Annotated in this window: 14 protein-coding genes, 1 tRNA gene and 1 pseudogene; 10 read left to right on the top strand and 6 right to left on the bottom strand. The window is 68.1% G+C overall.

The genetic code is table 11. The features are described 5' to 3' along the window. Positions 1-117 precede the first annotated feature (117 nt). Both P0Y43_RS04925 and rimI read left to right on the top strand, forming a co-directional pair. Entirely contained in the window at positions 118-900 is a 783-nt protein-coding gene (locus P0Y43_RS04925; RefSeq protein WP_275636186.1) for an energy transducer TonB, read from the top strand. Continuing rightward, entirely contained in the window at positions 897-1352 is a 456-nt protein-coding gene (gene rimI, locus P0Y43_RS04930; protein ID WP_275636187.1) for a ribosomal protein S18-alanine N-acetyltransferase, read from the top strand. Before P0Y43_RS04925 ends, rimI begins: the two co-directional genes overlap by 4 nt. Positions 1353-1459: 107 nt before the next feature. Here the strand turns inward: rimI and P0Y43_RS04935 are convergent, their stop codons facing one another. After that, positions 1460-2617 carry a hypothetical protein gene (locus P0Y43_RS04935; protein ID WP_275636188.1) on the bottom strand — a complete coding sequence of 386 codons (1158 nt, stop codon included), beginning with the start codon at positions 2615-2617 and terminating at the stop codon, positions 1460-1462. 65 nt (positions 2618-2682) lie between these two features. Between P0Y43_RS04935 and P0Y43_RS04940 the strand changes: the two genes are divergently transcribed. Both P0Y43_RS04940 and P0Y43_RS04945 read left to right on the top strand, forming a co-directional pair. Continuing rightward, positions 2683-3267: a D-Ala-D-Ala carboxypeptidase family metallohydrolase gene (locus P0Y43_RS04940; RefSeq protein ID WP_275636189.1), complete on the top strand. Its 585-nt coding sequence runs from the start codon at positions 2683-2685 to the stop codon at positions 3265-3267. Positions 3268-3302: 35 nt separating this feature from the next. Continuing rightward, positions 3303-3503, top strand: a pseudogene (locus tag P0Y43_RS04945) (LysE family translocator); the annotation flags it as partial. A 57-nt stretch (positions 3504-3560) separates the two neighbouring features. On the opposite strand, the gene P0Y43_RS04950 reads toward P0Y43_RS04945, so the two are convergent. Both P0Y43_RS04950 and P0Y43_RS04955 read right to left on the bottom strand, forming a co-directional pair. Further along, positions 3561-3637: transfer RNA gene (locus P0Y43_RS04950), tRNA-Met, on the bottom strand. Positions 3638-3734: 97 nt separating this feature from the next. Beyond that, the gene (locus P0Y43_RS04955; protein ID WP_275636190.1) at positions 3735-4667 is read right to left on the bottom strand and encodes a FecR family protein; all 933 of its coding nucleotides are present in this window, start codon (positions 4665-4667) and stop codon (positions 3735-3737) included. Between the two features lie 318 nt (positions 4668-4985). Between P0Y43_RS04955 and P0Y43_RS04960 the strand changes: the two genes are divergently transcribed. From P0Y43_RS04960 to P0Y43_RS04970, 3 genes are all read left to right on the top strand, one after another. Continuing rightward, on the top strand, positions 4986-6206 hold the full coding sequence (locus P0Y43_RS04960) for an MFS transporter (RefSeq protein WP_275636191.1): 1221 nt from the start codon (positions 4986-4988) through the stop codon (positions 6204-6206). Between the two features lie 139 nt (positions 6207-6345). Continuing rightward, complete coding sequence (locus P0Y43_RS04965; RefSeq protein WP_275636192.1) at positions 6346-6504, top strand: hypothetical protein; 159 nt, start codon at positions 6346-6348, stop codon at positions 6502-6504. A gap of 85 nt (positions 6505-6589) precedes the next feature. Further along, positions 6590-7750 (top strand): MFS transporter, encoded by a 1161-nt coding sequence (locus tag P0Y43_RS04970; RefSeq protein WP_275636193.1) that lies wholly within the window; start codon positions 6590-6592, stop codon positions 7748-7750. Positions 7751-7862: 112 nt separating this feature from the next. Here P0Y43_RS04970 and P0Y43_RS04975 read toward each other — a convergent pair whose 3' ends face one another. From P0Y43_RS04975 to P0Y43_RS04985, 3 genes are all read right to left on the bottom strand, one after another. After that, complete coding sequence (locus tag P0Y43_RS04975; RefSeq protein WP_275636194.1) at positions 7863-10337, bottom strand: TonB-dependent siderophore receptor; 2475 nt, start codon at positions 10335-10337, stop codon at positions 7863-7865. A 97-nt stretch (positions 10338-10434) separates the two neighbouring features. Continuing rightward, on the bottom strand, positions 10435-11391 hold the full coding sequence (locus tag P0Y43_RS04980; protein ID WP_275636195.1) for a FecR domain-containing protein: 957 nt from the start codon (positions 11389-11391) through the stop codon (positions 10435-10437). Next, complete coding sequence (locus tag P0Y43_RS04985) at positions 11378-11893, bottom strand: sigma-70 family RNA polymerase sigma factor (RefSeq protein WP_275636196.1); 516 nt, start codon at positions 11891-11893, stop codon at positions 11378-11380. The genes P0Y43_RS04980 and P0Y43_RS04985 overlap by 14 nt, the downstream gene beginning before the upstream one ends. Before the next feature lie 177 nt (positions 11894-12070). On the opposite strand from P0Y43_RS04985, the gene P0Y43_RS04990 reads away from it, so the two are divergent. The 3 genes from P0Y43_RS04990 (at position 12071) to P0Y43_RS05000 (ending at position 16337) form a co-directional block, all read left to right on the top strand. Continuing rightward, positions 12071-12697, top strand: coding sequence for a DNA-3-methyladenine glycosylase family protein (locus P0Y43_RS04990; protein ID WP_275636197.1), 627 nt, complete (start codon positions 12071-12073; stop codon positions 12695-12697). Positions 12698-12830: 133 nt separating this feature from the next. Beyond that, the gene (gene ada, locus P0Y43_RS04995) at positions 12831-13877 is read left to right on the top strand and encodes a bifunctional DNA-binding transcriptional regulator/O6-methylguanine-DNA methyltransferase Ada (RefSeq protein WP_275636198.1); all 1047 of its coding nucleotides are present in this window, start codon (positions 12831-12833) and stop codon (positions 13875-13877) included. 54 nt (positions 13878-13931) lie between these two features. Further along, the gene (locus tag P0Y43_RS05000) at positions 13932-16337 is read left to right on the top strand and encodes a DUF3772 domain-containing protein (RefSeq protein WP_275636199.1); all 2406 of its coding nucleotides are present in this window, start codon (positions 13932-13934) and stop codon (positions 16335-16337) included. Positions 16338-16479 lie beyond the last annotated feature (142 nt).

Consider the following 16479-nt stretch of genomic DNA (forward strand, 5'->3'; position numbering starts at 1 on the left):
ACCGCGCCGTGTTCAGGGCCGGCACAGCCGATAAATTTCCGCCAGCCTGTTGCGGCACGACGCCGCCAACGGCGTTAGAATGCCCGACTCACCCGAATACCCCCGGATGCCCGTGCCTTGCTGACCGAGTCCCGCCGCCGCGCCTACCTATCCGCCATGCAAGTGGTGCACTGGCTGCCGCGTGCCGAACTGCCGTTCGCCGCGCCGTCGCGCCCGGAACTGCTGCTGCCGCTGGCTCCGCTCGAAGAACCGCTGATCGCCCCGCGCCCCGCCGCGCCAGCTCCCAGCGAAGCCCCCCAGGCGCGCCCCGTCGAGCGCCCGAAGATCGAGGTCCCGCGCCCGGGCAGCACGGCCAAGCCCGCCGCCAAGCCGGTCGAGGCCGAGGACGAGCCCGCCAAGGCCGCCCGACCGGCCCCTGTGCCGCCGCCGCGTTTCGCCCTGCAACTGCTGCGCGCGGGGGATTGCCTGCTGCTGGTGGAGCTGGCCACCGGCCAGCCGTTCCAGAGCCGCGACCCGTCCTACCTGCTGCTCAAGGACATGCTGCGCGCCGCCGGCCTGCCCGACGCTCCGCAGATCATCGGTGAGCCGGTGCGTTGGCCGCTGCTGGTGCGCGGCAACATGGACCAGGGCCCGGAGGCGGCGCGCGATTTCGTCCGTGGGTTCATCCAGGCCCGTCTCGAAGAAGCCCCCTGCGCCTGCCTGTGGCTGATCGGCCTGCCGGCCGTGCGCTTTGCCGGCGACGGTGACGCCGAGGCCTATTACCAAGTGCTCAAGGTCGACGGCCTGGGCGACGCCTGGGCGCTGCCGGGCCTTGAACTGTTGATGGACGAGCCGCAGCGCAAGGCCGACGTCTGGAAAGCCATGCGCCAGCTGATGGCGCGCTGGAAACGCATTGAATGAGTGACTCGATCAGCTTCCGCCCGATGACCGAGGCGGATCTGGAAGCCGTGCTGAAGATCGAATACGCCGCCTTCAGCCACCCCTGGACCCGCGGCATCTTCCAGGACGCGCTCAAGTCCTACGAGGTGTGGCTGATGTTCGACGGCCAGCAGCAGGTCGGCCATGGGGTGATCAACGTGATCATCGACGAGGCTCACCTGCTCAACATCACGGTCAAGCCGGAGAACCAAGGGCGCGGGTTGGGCTTGCGCTTGCTCGAGCACCTGATGGCCCGGGCCTACCAGCTCAATGGCCGGGAGTGCTTCCTGGAAGTGCGCGCCAGCAACCAGTCGGCGTACCGGTTGTATGAGCGGTATGGGTTCAACGAGATTGGCCGGCGACGGGATTACTACCCGGTGGCAGGGGGGCGCGAGGATGCCCTGGTGATGGCCTGTACCTTGCTCGAAGACTGAGTTCGCGGGGGATTCATCGCGGGGCAGCCCGCTCCCAACAGGTACAGCGCTGTTATTGGAAACGGCGGTGAGCCTGTGGAGCGGGCTTGCCCCGCGATGGCTTAACTTCAGATTTCCGGTTGCTCCACCTCGACCGGCTTGCGCAGATCCCGCAGGCTGCGCGTCACCGCCCCGGTATTGCACTTGGCCGCCGCCTGCTCTGGCGTCAGCTCGCGGATAGTGCGGTAGAACAACTCGCAGGTCTGCTTCTTCTGCGTCACCTGCCATTTGGTCGAACAGGCATCGAGGGTCAGCTTGGCGTCGGCCTGCGGGTTGCGCCCCATGCCGGCCTGCCAGCAGGCGGCGGTGAGGTCCTGGCCCATCATCTTCAGGCCCGCGGCATCGGCCTTGCCCTGGTCGCCGCCGGTGTTGGCCTTGTCCGCCGCGTACCAGATCGCGCTTGGGTGGTTCGAGCCCAGCACCGGCACCTGGGCGCCCGCCTCGGGGCTGATGCTGACCAGGCCCAGCACGTTCACCTTCGGCCCGTACTGCTGCTGGATCCAGCTGCGCACCGGTGCGCCGAAGGCGACCATCGGCAGTGGCTTGCCCTCGCTGCGCAGGGTCATCTCCTTGACCATGCGCACCTGGTAGTCGCGGAAGTAGTCGTAGGTGCCTTCGAGGTCCTTGCCGGCGCTGGCCGGGGCGGCGATCGGGGCGATGTCGACGATGGTCTGGTAGGCCGGGGTCTGGCTGGCGTCGACGCCGTTGAAGGTCAGCAGCTGCGCCCAGCGGTCGGTGGTGTTGGAGCGCAGGTAGTCCTGGGCCTGGGTCAGCGAATAGTCCGGCGGGAAGTGCAGCAGCTCGATGCTGCGACGGTTTTCCAGAGCCATGCCCAGGGGCAGGAACAGGTACCAGTCGTAGGCCCACTTGCCGTCTTTGTTCAGCTTGCTGGCGCCCTGGTAGGCCAGTTCGCCGCTGTCGAGCAGCTTGCGCAGCGGCTCGGCGTAGCTGGCCGGCACCTGGCTGATGTGCGCGTGCAGTTTTTCGTTGTCGCGGGTCACCCGCACCTCGGCGCTGGCGTAGCCGTCGCGGCGCACGCTCTGGGTCAGGTAGTGCTCGACGGTCTGCTCCAGGGTCCAGTCGCGAAAGCAGATCACGCTGCAGTTGTTGGGGAAGGCGAACAGCCGCGTGACGCGCTGGGCATCGCCCAGGTCGACCTGCGCGTCGGCCATGGCCAGGCCGCTGAAGGCGAGGGCGGCGAGGCCAGATACAGCAATCTTTTGCATGCTTAACTCCTTGTCAGTGGCCGCCAGGGCGGCGGGCGTGCTCATACTGGATGAAGAGGTGGGGGATGAAAAGTGCCAGGGTATGGCTAATGGCTATGGGGTTGTGCGGGCCGGGTGTGGCGCTGGCCGACACACGCGACCTGTGGATGTTCGCGCAGTGGGCCGGGGACCATCAGACCCGGCCGCTGCGCGAGATGCTGGTGCAGGCGCGGCTGTACGGCGTGGTGCCGATTCACCAACTGCTGCGTTCGGCCTCGGACTGGCGCCAGTGCCGCGCCGAGCCCTTCGCCGTGCCGCCCGCCAGCCACTGGCCGGCGGTGCGTTCGACCCTGGCGCTGATCAAGACCCTCGATGACCAGGGCATCCTGCGCCAATTCGAGGTGGTCTCGGCCTATCGCGACCCTGCGCTCAACGCCTGCGCCGGCGGCGCCGTGGGCAGCGCCCATACCCGCGCCTTCGCCGTCGACCTGCTGCTGCCGCCCTGGGCCGACCCCAACCCGCTGTGTCGCTTCTGGCAACAGCATGGCGAGGCCTGGAACATGGGCCTGGGGCGCTACCCCTCGGGACGCATTCACCTGGACACCGCGGGTTATCGCACCTGGGGTGGCGATGGCAGCGCCGGGTCGTCGTTCTGCGCCAAGCCCAGGTGAGCCAGGCTGGCCTGGCATTCGACACTCACCCAGTCGGCGACACGCTGGCGCTGGCCTTCGCCTACGGCGCGTTCATGTCCGTGGCCCATTGGGCCTGGTTCAGCGTGGTGGCGGTGGTGTTTTCCAATGCGCGCTTGCGTGCGGCGATGATCGAGCGCCAGCGGGTGTTGGATCGGGTGATTGGCGTGGCGTGGATCGGCCTGGGGGTGGCCGTGGCGGTGGCGGGAGTGCGCTGAAGAGAAATCGCGGGCAAAGAAAAAGGGCTTATCGTTCGATAAGCCCTTTTCAGGAGATGGTGGCTACACAGGGACTTGAACCCCGGACACCGGCATTATGAATGCCGTGCTCTAACCAACTGAGCTATGTAGCCAAGATGGCGCGCATTATTCGCTCGAAACCCCGCTCTGTCAACACCCGCTCACAAAAAAATTTCCGGGCTTTCAACCGCTTAGCCGGGTGACCGGTGGTCATCGAGCGATCAACCCAAGGCCGGGCACGCTGTGCAGCCGCAAGCGCTGTTCGGTGGCCAGCCGCTCGAGGCTTTCGGCGGTGCGGTCGAGGTTGAAGTCGCCGCTGATGCGCCGATAGGCGGTCTGCTCGTCCAGCACCCAGGCGCGTTTGCCCTGGTAGCCGGCGAGGCGTTCGAGCACCTGGCCCAAGGGCATTTCACGCACCTGCAGGTGGCCGCTGCGCCACGCGTCGGCGCCCTTGTCGTCGGCCTTTTCCACCGGGTTGATGCGTGCGCCGGTGAAGGTCACCCGTTCGCCGGCGGACAGCATGCGCTGGTCGCCGCCCTGGCTGATCACGGCCTTGCCGCTGATGACCCGCAGCTCATCGTGGTCGGCCCAGCGGGCGAGCATCAGGCGGGTGCCGAATACCTGTATGCGTGCGTCGTCGACCTGCATTTCCATGGCCCGGCCATCGAGCATCAGTTCCAGGTACACCTGGCCTTGCACCAGCTGCAACTGGCGGGTGCGGCTGCGCAGGTCGACGTTTACCGCGCTGGCGCTGTCCAGGTGCAGGGTCGAGCCGTCGGCCAGACGCACGCTGCGGCGTTCGCCGGCGGCGGTGTGCAGTTCGCTGCCCAGGCGCTGCATCAGTGGCCAGTAAAGGTAGGCGAGGGCGGCGAGCAGCAATAGGAACAGCGCGGCCAGCAGTTTGCCCACATGGCTGCGGCGGACCTTGGCCTGGCGTGGCCGAGGGCGCGCAGGCGAGGTGTGCAATTGCTGCCAGCGGGCTTCGAGTTCGGCGAACGCGTGGGCGTTCTCCGGGTCTTGGCACCAGGCGGCGAAAGCCTTGCGCTGGCGTTCGTCGGTGCCGGGCTGGCGCAGGCGGGTGAACCACTCGAGTGCTTGCCGTTGCGGATCGTGCGGGAACGGCAGGGCGGGCATCGCGTTCATGGACGGCTACTCGTGAAGAGGGCGGTTTGGCCCAATGTCTACGGGGGCATGAGCGGAAGATGCTAAATATAGTGAGAACCATTTGCAAGTAAGTGGCGGACGGGTGGTACGTGCGGGTATCTGTGCCGGCCTCATCGCGGGGCAAGCCCGCATGAGGCCGGCACAGACCGGACAACAGCATTCGCCTTCACAACCGTTCTGTATCGCGCCTACAGGCGATTTTCTTCCCCGAGGGCATGCTCCAGGCAAATTAAGGGTGGCTTCGTATCCATATGTTTCTAATAATCGGATCCCAACCCGCGGACGGACCAACCCCTCATGGCCATCAGCAGTACCCAGACCACCCCCGCCACCAGCAGCGCGCCGGCCGCCGCCAGCAGCCCGCTGGTGATGCGGATCATCGGCTTCTGTGCCCTGGCGCACCTGATCAACGACCTGATCCAGTCGGTGCTGCCGTCGATCTACCCGATGCTCAAGGCCAACTACGGCCTCAGCTTCGCGCAGATCGGCCTGATCACCCTGACCTTCCAGATCACCGCGTCGCTGCTGCAACCCTGGGTGGGCTTGTTCACCGACAAGCGGCCCACGCCGAACCTGCTGCCGCTGGGCACCCTGTGCACGCTGGTGGGCATCGTCATGCTGGCGTTCGTCGGCAGCTTCCCGATGATCCTCCTGGCCTCGGCGCTGGTCGGCATCGGCTCGTCGACCTTCCACCCGGAAACCTCGCGCATCGCCCGCCTGGCCTCCGGCGGGCGCTTCGGGCTGGCGCAGTCGACGTTCCAGGTCGGCGGCAACGCCGGTTCCGCCCTCGGCCCGCTGTTGGCGGCGGCCATCGTCATCCCCTTCGGCCAGACCCACGTGGCCTGGTTCGGCCTGGCCGGGCTGTTCTTCTTCGGCGTGACCCTGATGCTGCGCCGTTGGTACAAGGGCCACCTCAACCAGTTCAAGGCGCGCAAGGCCCAGGCGGCTACCCACGGCCTGTCGCGCCAGCGGGTGATCGCGGCGCTGATCGTGCTCGGGCTGCTGGTGTTCTCCAAGTACTTCTACATGGCCAGCTTCACCAGCTACTTCACCTTCTACCTGATCGAGAAGTTCGGCGTCTCGGTGGCCAGCTCCCAGTTGCACCTGTTCCTGTTCCTCGGCGCGGTGGCGGCGGGCACCTTCTTCGGCGGGCCGATTGGTGACCGCGTCGGGCGCAAGGCGGTGATCTGGTTCTCGATCCTCGGCGTGGCACCGTTCACCCTGGCGCTGCCTTACGCCGACCAGTTCTGGACCACCGTGCTCAGCGTGGTGATCGGCTTCATCCTGGCTTCGGCGTTCTCGGCGATCGTGGTGTATGCCCAGGAGCTGGTGCCGGGCAGCGTGGGGATGATCGCCGGGATCTTCTTCGGGCTGATGTTCGGTTTTGGCGGGATCGGCGCGGCGCTGCTGGGCTACCTGGCGGACCTGCGGGGGATCGAGTACGTGTATGGGTTGTGCTCGTTCCTGCCGTTGCTTGGGGTGTTGGCGGTGTTCTTGCCTTCTACCGGGAAACGTTGAGGGCCCTATCGCGGGGCAAGCCCGCTACAGGTTCACCGCTGGCCCCAAGCGCTGCGGGGGACCTGTGGGCTTGTCCCGCGGTGACGCCGCCACGATTGACGGCCCAAGTATCCTTGGCCTAGAGTGCGGCCTCCTTCTCATGCCCCTGCACGAAGCCATGCGCCGCATCCAACCCCTCAGCCCAGCCCGCCCTGTCGCCCCGACAGCGCGTCGCCCGTGGCCGAGCGACACGGTGCTCAAACGCCGGCGCAGCGTGCTGTTCGCCTTCACCTTCTCGCCACACTCCACCCTGACCTGATCCGCGTCCCTGCCTGTGCGCCCCGTTTGGCGTGCTGGGGCGCGTGCGTTCGCACCTCTATTTTCAGTGTTGTCAGGAGTGGTACATGAACATGCGTTTGCTGGCGGGCCTGTTGTTCGCCGTGTCCGTCATCGGCTTCAGCCTGGGGGCCAGCCTGCCGCTGGTGTCGCTGCGTTTGCACGAGGGCGGCGCGGGCACCCTGGAGATCGGCGTCATTTCGGCCATTCCCGCCGCGGGGATGATGCTCTCGGCGTTCATGGTCGACGCCTGCTGCCGGCACCTCACCCGGCGCACTATCTACCTGCTGTGCTTCAGCCTGTGCACCCTGAGCATCGCCCTGCTGGAGTGGGCGTTTTCGTCGCTGTGGCTGCTGGCGCTGCTGCGCCTGGGGCTGGGCATTGGCATGGGCGTGGCGATCATCCTCGGCGAGTCGTGGGTCAACGAGCTGTGCCCGGAGCACAACCGCGGCAAGATCATGGCGCTGTACGCCACCAGCTTCACCGGTTTCCAGGTGCTCGGCCCGGCGATGCTGGCGGTGGTCGGCGCCAACAGCCCGTGGGTGACCGGCGTGGTCACCGCCTGCTATGGCCTGGCGCTGCTGTGCATCGTGCTGACCGTGCCCAACGACCACGTGGCGCATGGCGAGGAGGGCGGGAAAAGCTTCACCCTGGCCGGCTTCTTCCGTGTGGCGCCAGCGCTGTGCGTGGCGGTGCTGTTCTTCTCGTTCTTCGATGCCGTGGTGCTGTCGCTGCTGCCGGTGTACGCCACCAGCCATGGTTTCGCCGTGGGCGTGGCGGCGCTGATGGTGACCGTGGTGTTCGCCGGCGACATGCTCTTCCAACTGCCGTTGGGCTGGCTCGCCGACCGGGTCGAGCGCACCGGGCTGCACCTGGTGTGCGGGCTGGTGGCCATGGCCATCGGCATCGGCCTGCCGTGGTTGTTGCAGATGACTTGGCTGCTGTGGCCGCTGCTGGTGCTGCTGGGCGCAGTGGCGGGGGGCATCTATACCCTGGCGCTGGTGCTGATCGGCCAGCGCTTCAAGGGGCAGGACCTGGTGACGGCGAATGCCAGCGTGGGGCTGCTGTGGGGCGTCGGCAGCCTGGTGGGGCCGCTGGCCAGCGGCGCGGCGATGGATGTGGCGCCGCATGGGCTGCCCATGGCGCTGGCGGTGATGGCGGGGCTGTTCGTGTGTTTCGCGCGGCAGTCTTACCGGCGGGCGGGGCGGTTGCGGGCTGTGGTGGACTGACGGGCATGGGGTGAATGGGCGGGCGCCATCGCGGGGCAAGTCCGCAGGCACAGCGCCGTCATTGAATACGGCGCTGTACCTGGGGACTTGCTGCGCGAGGGGGGCGCCGCTGTCAGAACGTCCCGCGCAGGGTCACCGACACATTGCGCGGATCCCCCCAGTAATACCCGGTCGGCGTCGGCGCCACCTGGCGGTAGTACTGCTTGTCGAAGAGGTTGTTGGCGTTCAGTTGCAGCGAGTAATGCTCGTTGAACCTGTAGTTGACCATCGCGTTGTAAACCGCATACCCCGACTGCGACGCCTCGGCCGTGCCACTGCGGTTGTAGATGCCGCTTTGCGCCTGCACGCCCCCGCCCACGGTCCAGGCATCCAGCGCGCCCGGCAGGCGGTAGCTGGTGAACAGCCGCAGCATGCGCTTGGGGTCGGTGGTGCGGATCGGGTTGCCGTTGTTGCCGGTGGTGTCCTTCAGGTACTCGGTGGTGTTGTAGGTGTAGCCGCCGCTGACGTTCCAGCCCGGCAGCAGCTCGCCGGAAATCTCCAGCTCGAAGCCCTGGCTGCGGTTCTTGCCCGCGGCGACCTTGCAATAGCCGGTGGTGTAGTTGGGCAGGCAGGGGTTGGGGCCGCTGATGTCGTCCAGCGGGTTGCCGACCTGGTAGATGCGGAAGAACGCCAGCGAGGTGTTCAGCCGGCCCTCGTAGAACTCGCCCTTGATCCCCGTTTCGTAGGCCTCGCCTGTGACCGGCGCAAGCACTGAACCGGCGGCGTTGGTGGCGGTCTGCGGGTTGAAGATCTCGGTGTAGCTGGCGTAGGTGCTGAAGTGCTCGTTGAGGTCGTAGATCAGCGCGCCGTAGGGCACCAGCTCGTTGTCGACGCTGAACTTGCCGCTGGCGCGGGTGTTGTTCTCCTGCTCGTAGTCGTACCCGTTGTTGCGCGCGCCGACGATCGCGGTCAGCGCGTCGGTCAGCGACAGGCGCCAGGTGGCGTAGGCGCCTTCCTGGGTGGTGCGGGTGCGCACCGGGTGGGCGGTGATGTCGATGTTCGGCTCGGCCAGGCTGGTCTTGGGGTCCCAGTTGCGGATGTCGAACACGCCCGAGGCCACGAAGTGGGTGGCCGAGGCATAGGAGTCGTTGCGGATGCGCTCCACGCCGACCATCAGTTCATGGGTACGGCCGAACAGCTCGAACGGGCCATTGAGCGTGGCGCTCAGGTTGTTCTGCAGGCTCTCGCCGCCATCGCCCTCGGTGACCTGGTAGTTCATCAGGTACGGGTTGTTGCCCGGGTTGGCGGCGCCCGTGGCGCGGGTGAAGTAGGTCTGCTTGAAACCGTGGTCATCCAGCTCGAAGTGGGTGCGCTGGGCCATCAGCTTGAGCTTCCAGTCGTTGTCGAAGCGGTGTTCGAGCTCGGCGAAGGCCTGCAGGTTGCTGCGGTCCCAGCGGTTCCAGTCGGCGCCCAGGTAGGTGCTGCGGCCCAGCGGCAGGGGCGAGCCGTCGTAGTTGGCCGGCAGGTTGCCCCAGGCGCCGGTGGCGTCGAGCTGGGTCCATTCCAGGCCGGTGGTCAGGGTGGTGGCGTCGTTCAGGTCGAAGGCCAGCACGCCGTAGAACACGTCCTTGCGCTCCTGGCGCGCGTCCTGGAACAGGTCCTTGTCATCGTGCACGGCGATCACCCGGCCACGCACGTTGCCGGTTTCGGTCAGGGGGCCGGAGAGGTCGGCGACGTAGCGCTGGGCGTCCCACGAACCCAGGGTCACGCTGCCTTCGCCCTGGAACGTGTAGGTCGGGCGTTTGCGTACCAGGTTGACCGTGCCCGACGGGTTGCCGGCGCCGCGCAGCATGCCGGTGGCGCCGCGCAGGATCTCGGCGCGGTCGATGATCGCCGAGTCGCTCTGGATGAACGAACCGCCGCCACTGCTCTGCACCACGGTGGCGCCGTCGTACTGGATGGCGTCGATGGCATAGCCGCGCGAGTAGTACTGCACCCGCTCGCTGTCGGTGAGGTTGACCACCACGCCGGGGGTCTGCTCCAGCAGGTTGGTGAGGTTGGTGATGTTCTGGTCGTCGAGGCGCTGGCGCGTCACCACGGTCACCGACTGCGGGGTGCGGCGCAGGCTTTGCGCGGTCTTGCCGATGGTCACCGCGCCGGTGGTGTAGGAGCCGCTGTGCTCGGTGGTCTCGCCCAGGCGGTTGCTGGAGACGGTGGTGGCGCCCAGCTCCAGGGCGCCGTTCGCGTCGATCGCCGGGATCAACAGGAAGCTCTTGTCGCTTTCCTGCTGCACCTGCACGTCACTGCCCTGGAGCAGGATCATCAGTGCCCGGGCGCTGTCGTGGCGGCCTTGCACGCCACGGGTGGTCTTGCCTTCGAGGCTGTTCGCGTCGAACGACAGGCTCAGCCCGCCCTGGCGGGCGAACTGGTCCAGGGCGCCCGCCAGCGGGCCGGGCGCGATGTTCCAGTCAAGCTGCTGGCCTTGGCTGATCGGTGCGGCCTGGACAAGGGCGGGCAGTGCGCAGGGGCCGCCGAGCCCAAGGCCGAAGATCGCCGCGCGCACGGCGCTGCGCAGCCGGTCGTTGCGAGGAGAACACGGGTGAATCATGAAGCGCTCCTAAAGGTTGTGTGGCCACTTTTCGGGCTGTGTTCCTTTAGGGCCGAACGAGAATGAGATTCCGCCTCATTTATTTTTTGTTTTTTGCTCAGGCCGCGCCGATGCTCACCCAGTAGCGCGTGCGGTAGTCGATGCGCACCGGCAGCGAGCGGGCGAGCAGCAGCAGGATCTGTTCGCTGTCGTCCAACTGGTAGGTGCCGGACACCTTGAGGTCGGCCACCTCCGGCGCGCAGCGCAGCACGCCCGGGCGGTAGCGCGCCAGCTCGGCGACGAACTCGCCCAGCGGCATCTGTTGCACGCTGAGCACGCCGTCGGTCCAGCCCCACGGGTCGCCGTGCAGCACGGCGGCCAGGGCCTGGCCGTCGGCGCTCACTTGCAGCACCTCGCCTGGGCGCACCAGGCGCGGGGCGGCCGAGTCGGGGAAGAGCATGACCTCGCCACGGCGCACCGCCAGCAGCAGGCCCTGGTCGTTCTCGCGCAACAGCAGTTGGCCGTTGCGCGTGGCCAGCTCGGCGATAGCGGTGGCGATATGGAAGGGGCGGGTGTCGTTGGCGTTGCTGTCGAGGCTGACCTCGCCGCGCACCAGGGTCAGCAGGCGCTGGTCGGCGTCGTAGCGCAGGTCGATGGCACTGGCGGTGTTGAGCTGGAGATGGCTGCCGTCGCTGCCTTGCAGCGCACGGCGCTGGCCGGTGGCGGTGCTGCTGTCGGCCAACAGCGCCGGCAGGCCCAGCGGCTCGCGGGCACCCCACGCCAGGCCGCCGCCCACCGCCAGCACGGCCAGCAGCTTGAGGTGGTCGCGCCGGCTGCCGCGCTGGGCCTGGCGGCTGGCGAGGGTGCGCCGGCTGAGTTCGCCGGGCAGGCCGGCCAGCTCGTCGCCCAGGCGGGTGACCCGCTGCCAGGCCAAGGCATTGTGCGGGTGGCTGGCCAGCCACTGTTGGAACTGCTGCTCGTTGCGCGCGCAGGGCTCGTCGAAGCGCAGCTTCACCAGCCAGTCGATGGCCTGGTCGACCTGGGCCTGGGCCGGGATGCGTTCAGGCGTCGGCATAGCGCAACCGGTAGCAGGTGCCCAGGGCCTTGGCCAGGTCGCGCTCGACGGTGGCTCGCGACACCGCCAGGCGCTGGGCGATCTGCGCGATGCTCAGGCCGTCGAGCTGCGCCAGCAGAAACGCCTGGCGCGCCCGTGGCTTGAGCTGCCGCAGGGCACGGTCCAGGCGTTCGAGGGTGTCGAGGATGACCAGGCGGTGTTCTTCACTGGGCGCCTCGGCCTCCGGCATGTTGGCCAGGCTCTCGTGGTAGGCGCGTTCCAGGGCGCGGCGGCGGAACTGGTCGATCATCAGGCCGCGGGCGATGCTGCTGAGGTAGGCGCGGGGCTCCTTCAGCGGCGACACCTGACGGGCGCGCAGCAGGCGCACGAAGGTGTCCTGGGCGAGGTCGGCGGCGTGTTCCCGGCACCCGACCCGCGCCCGCAGCCAACCGCGCAGCCAAGCGTGGTGGGTTTGGTAGAGCAGGTCGACCTCGGCGGGCTTGAGCGTCTCGTGGCTCTGCATCGTGTGGCGGGTCCCGGGGTGGAAAGAAGGTGCGATTGTTAATGTTTCTCAATTCTATGTGGCGCGGGTGGCACGGGGCAACGCCAGCCTTGGAATTAGTCGCGCAAGATTCGGCGTTTCGCCGATGAACGGCTGGTCTAAGATGAACATCCCGTCGCGCCACCGGTATTCAGCGCCATGATCAAGGCCGATCTTTCACCCGCCGCGTTCGCCCAGGCAACGGGCTTCCTGCAGTCGCTCGACCCTGACTGGGCGCGGCACATCGAGGCCGTCGGCCCGTGCCTGCATCGCGCCACGCTGGGGCGCGAGCCTTACGAGGTGTTGGTGCGGGCGATTGCCTACCAGCAACTGCATGCGCGAGCGGCGGAGGCGATCCTAGGGCGTTTGCTGGCGCTGTACCCACAGGTGCCGTTCCCCACGCCGGAGCAGTTGCTCGCCACCGACCCCGACATCCTGCGCGCCTGTGGCTTCTCGGCGAGCAAGCTGGCGACGGTGCAGGGCATCGCCCAGGCGTGCCTGGAAGGCCGTGTGCCGGGGCTGGAGGAAGCCCGGGGGCTTGGCGACGAGGCATTGATCGAGCGGCTGGTGGCCCTGCGCGGGGTAGGGCGCTGGACGGTGGAGATGTTGCTGATCTACAGCCTGGAGCGTTCGGACATTCTGCCCGTGGACGATTTCGGTGTGCGCGAGGGATATCGCCGGCTCAAGGGGTTGGACAAGGCGCCGACGCCCGCGCAGATGCGTTCGCTGGGTGGGGTGTGGAGCCCGCATCGGACGGTGGCGGCATGGTACCTGTGGCGGGCCTGAGCGGGCTGTTGGCTGGGCCGGCCCTATCGCGGGTACCCCGCTGCCTTCGTCAACGACGCCGTACCTGTGGAAGCGGGCTTGCCCCGCGATAGGGGCGGCATGACCACCCCATAATCCAGAACCGAGGACTGCCATGATGTACACCACCGAAACCCAACGCTGGCAGGCCGTGCAAACCCGTGATCGCGCAGCCGTCGGCCATTTCGTCTACGCCGTGCGCACCACCGGCGTGTACTGCAACCCCGGCTGCACTTCGCGCATGGCCAAACGCGAGAACGTCGAATTCTTCGCCGATGCCGCCAGCGCCGAAGCCGCCGGCTACCGCGCCTGCAAGCGCTGTGGCATCACCCGCCCCGAGACCCGCCGCACCGAGCTGGCCACCCGCGCCTGCCGCCTGATCGAAGCCCGCGAGACACCCCCCAGCCTCGACCAGCTCGGCGCCGCCCTGGGTGTCAGCCCCTTCCACCTGCATCGCCTGTTCAAGGCCGAAACCGGCCTCACCCCCAAGGCCTACGCCAGCGCCTTCCGCGCCCGGCGCCTGCGCGAGCGGCTGGAGGGCGCAGGCTCGGTCACCGACGCCATCTTCGAGGCCGGTTACAACGCCACCAGCCGCTTCTACGAAAACGCCGGCCAGCGCCTGGGCATGCGCCCGCGCGCGTTTCGCGCCGGTGGTGCCGGGGCGACCATCCACTTCGCCCTCGGCCAGTGCTTCCTCGGCGCGATCCTGGTGGCGCAAAGCGAGCGGGGCATCTGCGCGATCCTGCTGGGTGATGACCCCGAAGCCCTGCTGCACGACCTCCAGGACCAGTTCCCCAAGGCCCGGCTGATCGGCGGCGACGCTGCGTTCGAGCGCCTGGTCGCCGAGGTGGTGGGCTTCGTCGAGCAGCCTGGCCTGGGCCTGGCGCTGCCGCTGGACGTGCAGGGCACGGCGTTCCAGGAGCGTGTGTGGCAGGCCCTGCGCGAAGTGCCGGCCGGGGGGCGGGTCAGCTACAGCGACATCGCCGAGCGCATCGGCGCGCCCAAGGCCGTGCGCGCGGTGGCCCTGGCCTGCGCGGCCAACCGCATCGCCGTGGCCATTCCCTGCCACCGCGTGGTGCGCCGCGACGGCGACATCAGTGGCTACCGCTGGGGCGTGGAGCGCAAGCGCCAGTTGCTGGACCGAGAAACGGTACTCACCTGAGCCGCGCGGCAGCGTAGAATTCCCGCCCTGTCCGTTTGTCTGTAGGGGAAGTCGATGGGGCGCGTAAGCCTTTGGCGAGTGTATGCGGGGATTGTCGCCCTGCTTTTGTGTGTGGCCGCCATGCCGGCCTGGTCGGCCGGCGCCACGCCGGTGTCGCGGCTGCTCAGCGACGGGTTGCCGACGCTGGAGGAAGACGCCAGCCTGGCGCAACTGAACGACCGGCTCGACCTGGTGCGCCAGGGCGTGACCAGCAACGCCAACGACGACCTGCTCTCGCAGCTGCGCCAGGCCGCCTTGCAGGTGCAGCGCCAGGCCGATGCCCTGGGCACGCTGCGCACCACCGACGTCGAGCGCCTGGACGACCAGCTCAACGTGCTCGGCCCGGTATTGCCCGACGAAGCCGACAGCATCACCCGCCAGCGCAAGCAGCTGGCCGACGAGAAAAAGGCCTTGCAGGCCCAGCAACAGCAGGCCATCCAGCTGACCCAGTCGGCCCGCGACCTGGCCACGCAGATCGTCAACCTGCGCCGCAGCCTGTTCAACTCGCAGATCACCAGCCGTGCCGCCACCCCCTTGAGCCCGGCGTTCTGGTCGAGCTTGATCCGCCCCACCGATGACGACGTGGCGCGCCTGCGCGACCTGCGTGGCGAGGCCGCCGACGCCCTGGCCAGCGCCTTCAGCGCCGAGCACCGCTGGCTGTTCATCGCCAGCCTGGTGGCGGCGGTGCTGGTCTGGACCCTGCTGCGGCGCGTGCTCGAACGCTTGCTGGCCCAGGCGATGATCCGCTGGCTGCCGGAAGGGCGCCTGCGCCGCAGCGCGCTGGCGGTGGGCGTCAGCCTGGCCACGCTGTCGACCATCGCCGGCGCCGTGTCGCTGCTGCGCTGGGGCCTGGAGACCAACGCCGAGCTGGGCACCGACCTCGCCAGCCTGACCAACCACGTGCTCACCCTGGTGGTGTTCAGCGCCTTCATCGCTGGCCTGGGCCGCGCCATGCTGATGCTGCAACGCCCGTCCTGGCGCCTGCCGCCGATCCCCGACGAAGTGGCCAGCGCCCTGGGCTGGTTCCCCCAAGTGCTGGCCCTGGCGCTGGTGCTGCTGCTGACCCAGGAGCGGGTCAACAGCGTGATCGGCACCAGCCTGGCGCTGACCGTGGCGACCAACGGCCTGACCGCGCTGGTGGTGTCGCTGCTCTTCGTCGCCGCCCTGGTGCGCTACCGCCGTACCCGGCGCCAGCACGGCTTGCCGCGCCCGGCGGGCCTGGCCGGGCTGATCCCCTTCGTGGTGGTGGTGTGGGTGGTGGCGATCCTGTTGGCGCTGCTGGCGGGCTACCTGACCTTGGCCTATTTCCTCACCGCCAAGTTGTTGTGGATCAGCGTGGTCACCACCTGCGCCTACCTGCTGGTGACGCTGTTCGGCGACCTCTGCGAGACCCTGCTGTCGCCGCGCGAGCCGGCTGGGCTGGCCCTGGCCTCGGCCCTGGGCATGCAGCAGCGCCACCAGGCGCAGGTCAGCACCGTGCTGGCGGGCATCGGCCGCACGGTGCTGTTGTTCGTCGCCGTGCTGCTGGCGTTCATGCCCTCGGGCACCAGCCCCGGCGAGCTGCTGCTGAGCCTGGCGGATTGGGATGGCACTGGCGGCAAGGCGCTCGGCAGCCTGAGCATCGTGCCCCAGGATATTTTCCTGGCGGTGGCGATCTTCGTCGGCGGGCTGTTCGCCATTCGCGTGGTCAAGCGCTGGTTGAGCGAGCGCCTGCTGCCGGAAACCGACATGGACGCCGGCATGCGCGCCTCGCTGGTGACCCTGGTGGGCTACCTGGGCTTCCTGTTCCTGGCGATGCTGGTGATGTCGACCCTGCGCATCAACCTGACCAGCCTGACCTGGGTGGTCAGTGCGCTGTCGGTGGGTATCGGTTTCGGCTTGCAGCAGATCGTGCAGAACTTCATTTCCGGTTTGATCCTGCTGACCGAGCGTCCGGTGAAGGTGGGTGACTGGGTGAGCCTGGCCGGGGTCGAGGGCGACATTCGCCGCATCAACGTGCGTGCCACCGAGATCCAGATGTCCGATCGCTCGACGGTGATCGTGCCGAACTCGCAGTTCATCTCGCAGAACGTGCGCAACGTGACCATGGCCAACGCCCTGGGCGTGGTCGGCGTGACCCTGACCCTGCCGCTGGAGACCGATGCCAACCATGTGCGCGACCTGCTGCTGGCGGCGTACCGCGAGCATGAGGCGATCCTCGATGCGCCGGCGCCTTCGGTGACGTTCAAGGACCTGACGGCCAGTGGCATGGTGCTGAGCGTCAGCGGTTACGTGGCGGGGCCGCGGCAGGTGTCCGGGGCGCGCAGTGATCTGCTGTTCACCATTCTTGGGCGGTTGCGTGATGAAGGCATCGCGCTGTCGTCGCCGCAGAGCATGGTGTTGGTGCAGGAAGCGCAGCGGCCGGTGGACCCGACGGTGTGAGGCGAGGGGGCGCCGTGCGCCCCAATCGCGGGGCTGTTGCTCAAGGCAGCGGGGTACCTGTAGGCGCGGGCTTGCCCCGCGATGAGGCCGGCAGCGACACCCTGTTATCCGGGCGGCTGCGCGGCGCCGATCACAAGATGCC

This window comes from Pseudomonas entomophila (assembly GCF_029193575.1).
In the GTDB taxonomy this organism is placed as follows: Bacteria; Pseudomonadota; Gammaproteobacteria; order Pseudomonadales; family Pseudomonadaceae; genus Aquipseudomonas; species Aquipseudomonas entomophila_G.

Coding starts and splice junctions, on each gene's coding strand:
- rimI (WP_275636187.1), top strand. CDS start 897: ATGAGTGACTCGATCAGCTTCCGCCCGATGACCGAGGCGGATCTGGAA.
- P0Y43_RS04935 (WP_275636188.1), bottom strand. CDS start 2,617: ATGCAAAAGATTGCTGTATCTGGCCTCGCCGCCCTCGCCTTCAGCGGC.
- P0Y43_RS04940 (WP_275636189.1), top strand. CDS start 2,683: ATGAAAAGTGCCAGGGTATGGCTAATGGCTATGGGGTTGTGCGGGCCG.
- P0Y43_RS04955 (WP_275636190.1), bottom strand. CDS start 4,667: ATGAACGCGATGCCCGCCCTGCCGTTCCCGCACGATCCGCAACGGCAA.
- P0Y43_RS04960 (WP_275636191.1), top strand. CDS start 4,986: ATGGCCATCAGCAGTACCCAGACCACCCCCGCCACCAGCAGCGCGCCG.
- P0Y43_RS04965 (WP_275636192.1), top strand. CDS start 6,346: ATGCCCCTGCACGAAGCCATGCGCCGCATCCAACCCCTCAGCCCAGCC.
- P0Y43_RS04970 (WP_275636193.1), top strand. CDS start 6,590: ATGAACATGCGTTTGCTGGCGGGCCTGTTGTTCGCCGTGTCCGTCATC.
- P0Y43_RS04975 (WP_275636194.1), bottom strand. CDS start 10,337: ATGATTCACCCGTGTTCTCCTCGCAACGACCGGCTGCGCAGCGCCGTG.
- P0Y43_RS04980 (WP_275636195.1), bottom strand. CDS start 11,391: ATGCCGACGCCTGAACGCATCCCGGCCCAGGCCCAGGTCGACCAGGCC.
- P0Y43_RS04985 (WP_275636196.1), bottom strand. CDS start 11,893: ATGCAGAGCCACGAGACGCTCAAGCCCGCCGAGGTCGACCTGCTCTAC.
- P0Y43_RS04990 (WP_275636197.1), top strand. CDS start 12,071: ATGATCAAGGCCGATCTTTCACCCGCCGCGTTCGCCCAGGCAACGGGC.
- ada (WP_275636198.1), top strand. CDS start 12,831: ATGATGTACACCACCGAAACCCAACGCTGGCAGGCCGTGCAAACCCGT.
- P0Y43_RS05000 (WP_275636199.1), top strand. CDS start 13,932: ATGGGGCGCGTAAGCCTTTGGCGAGTGTATGCGGGGATTGTCGCCCTG.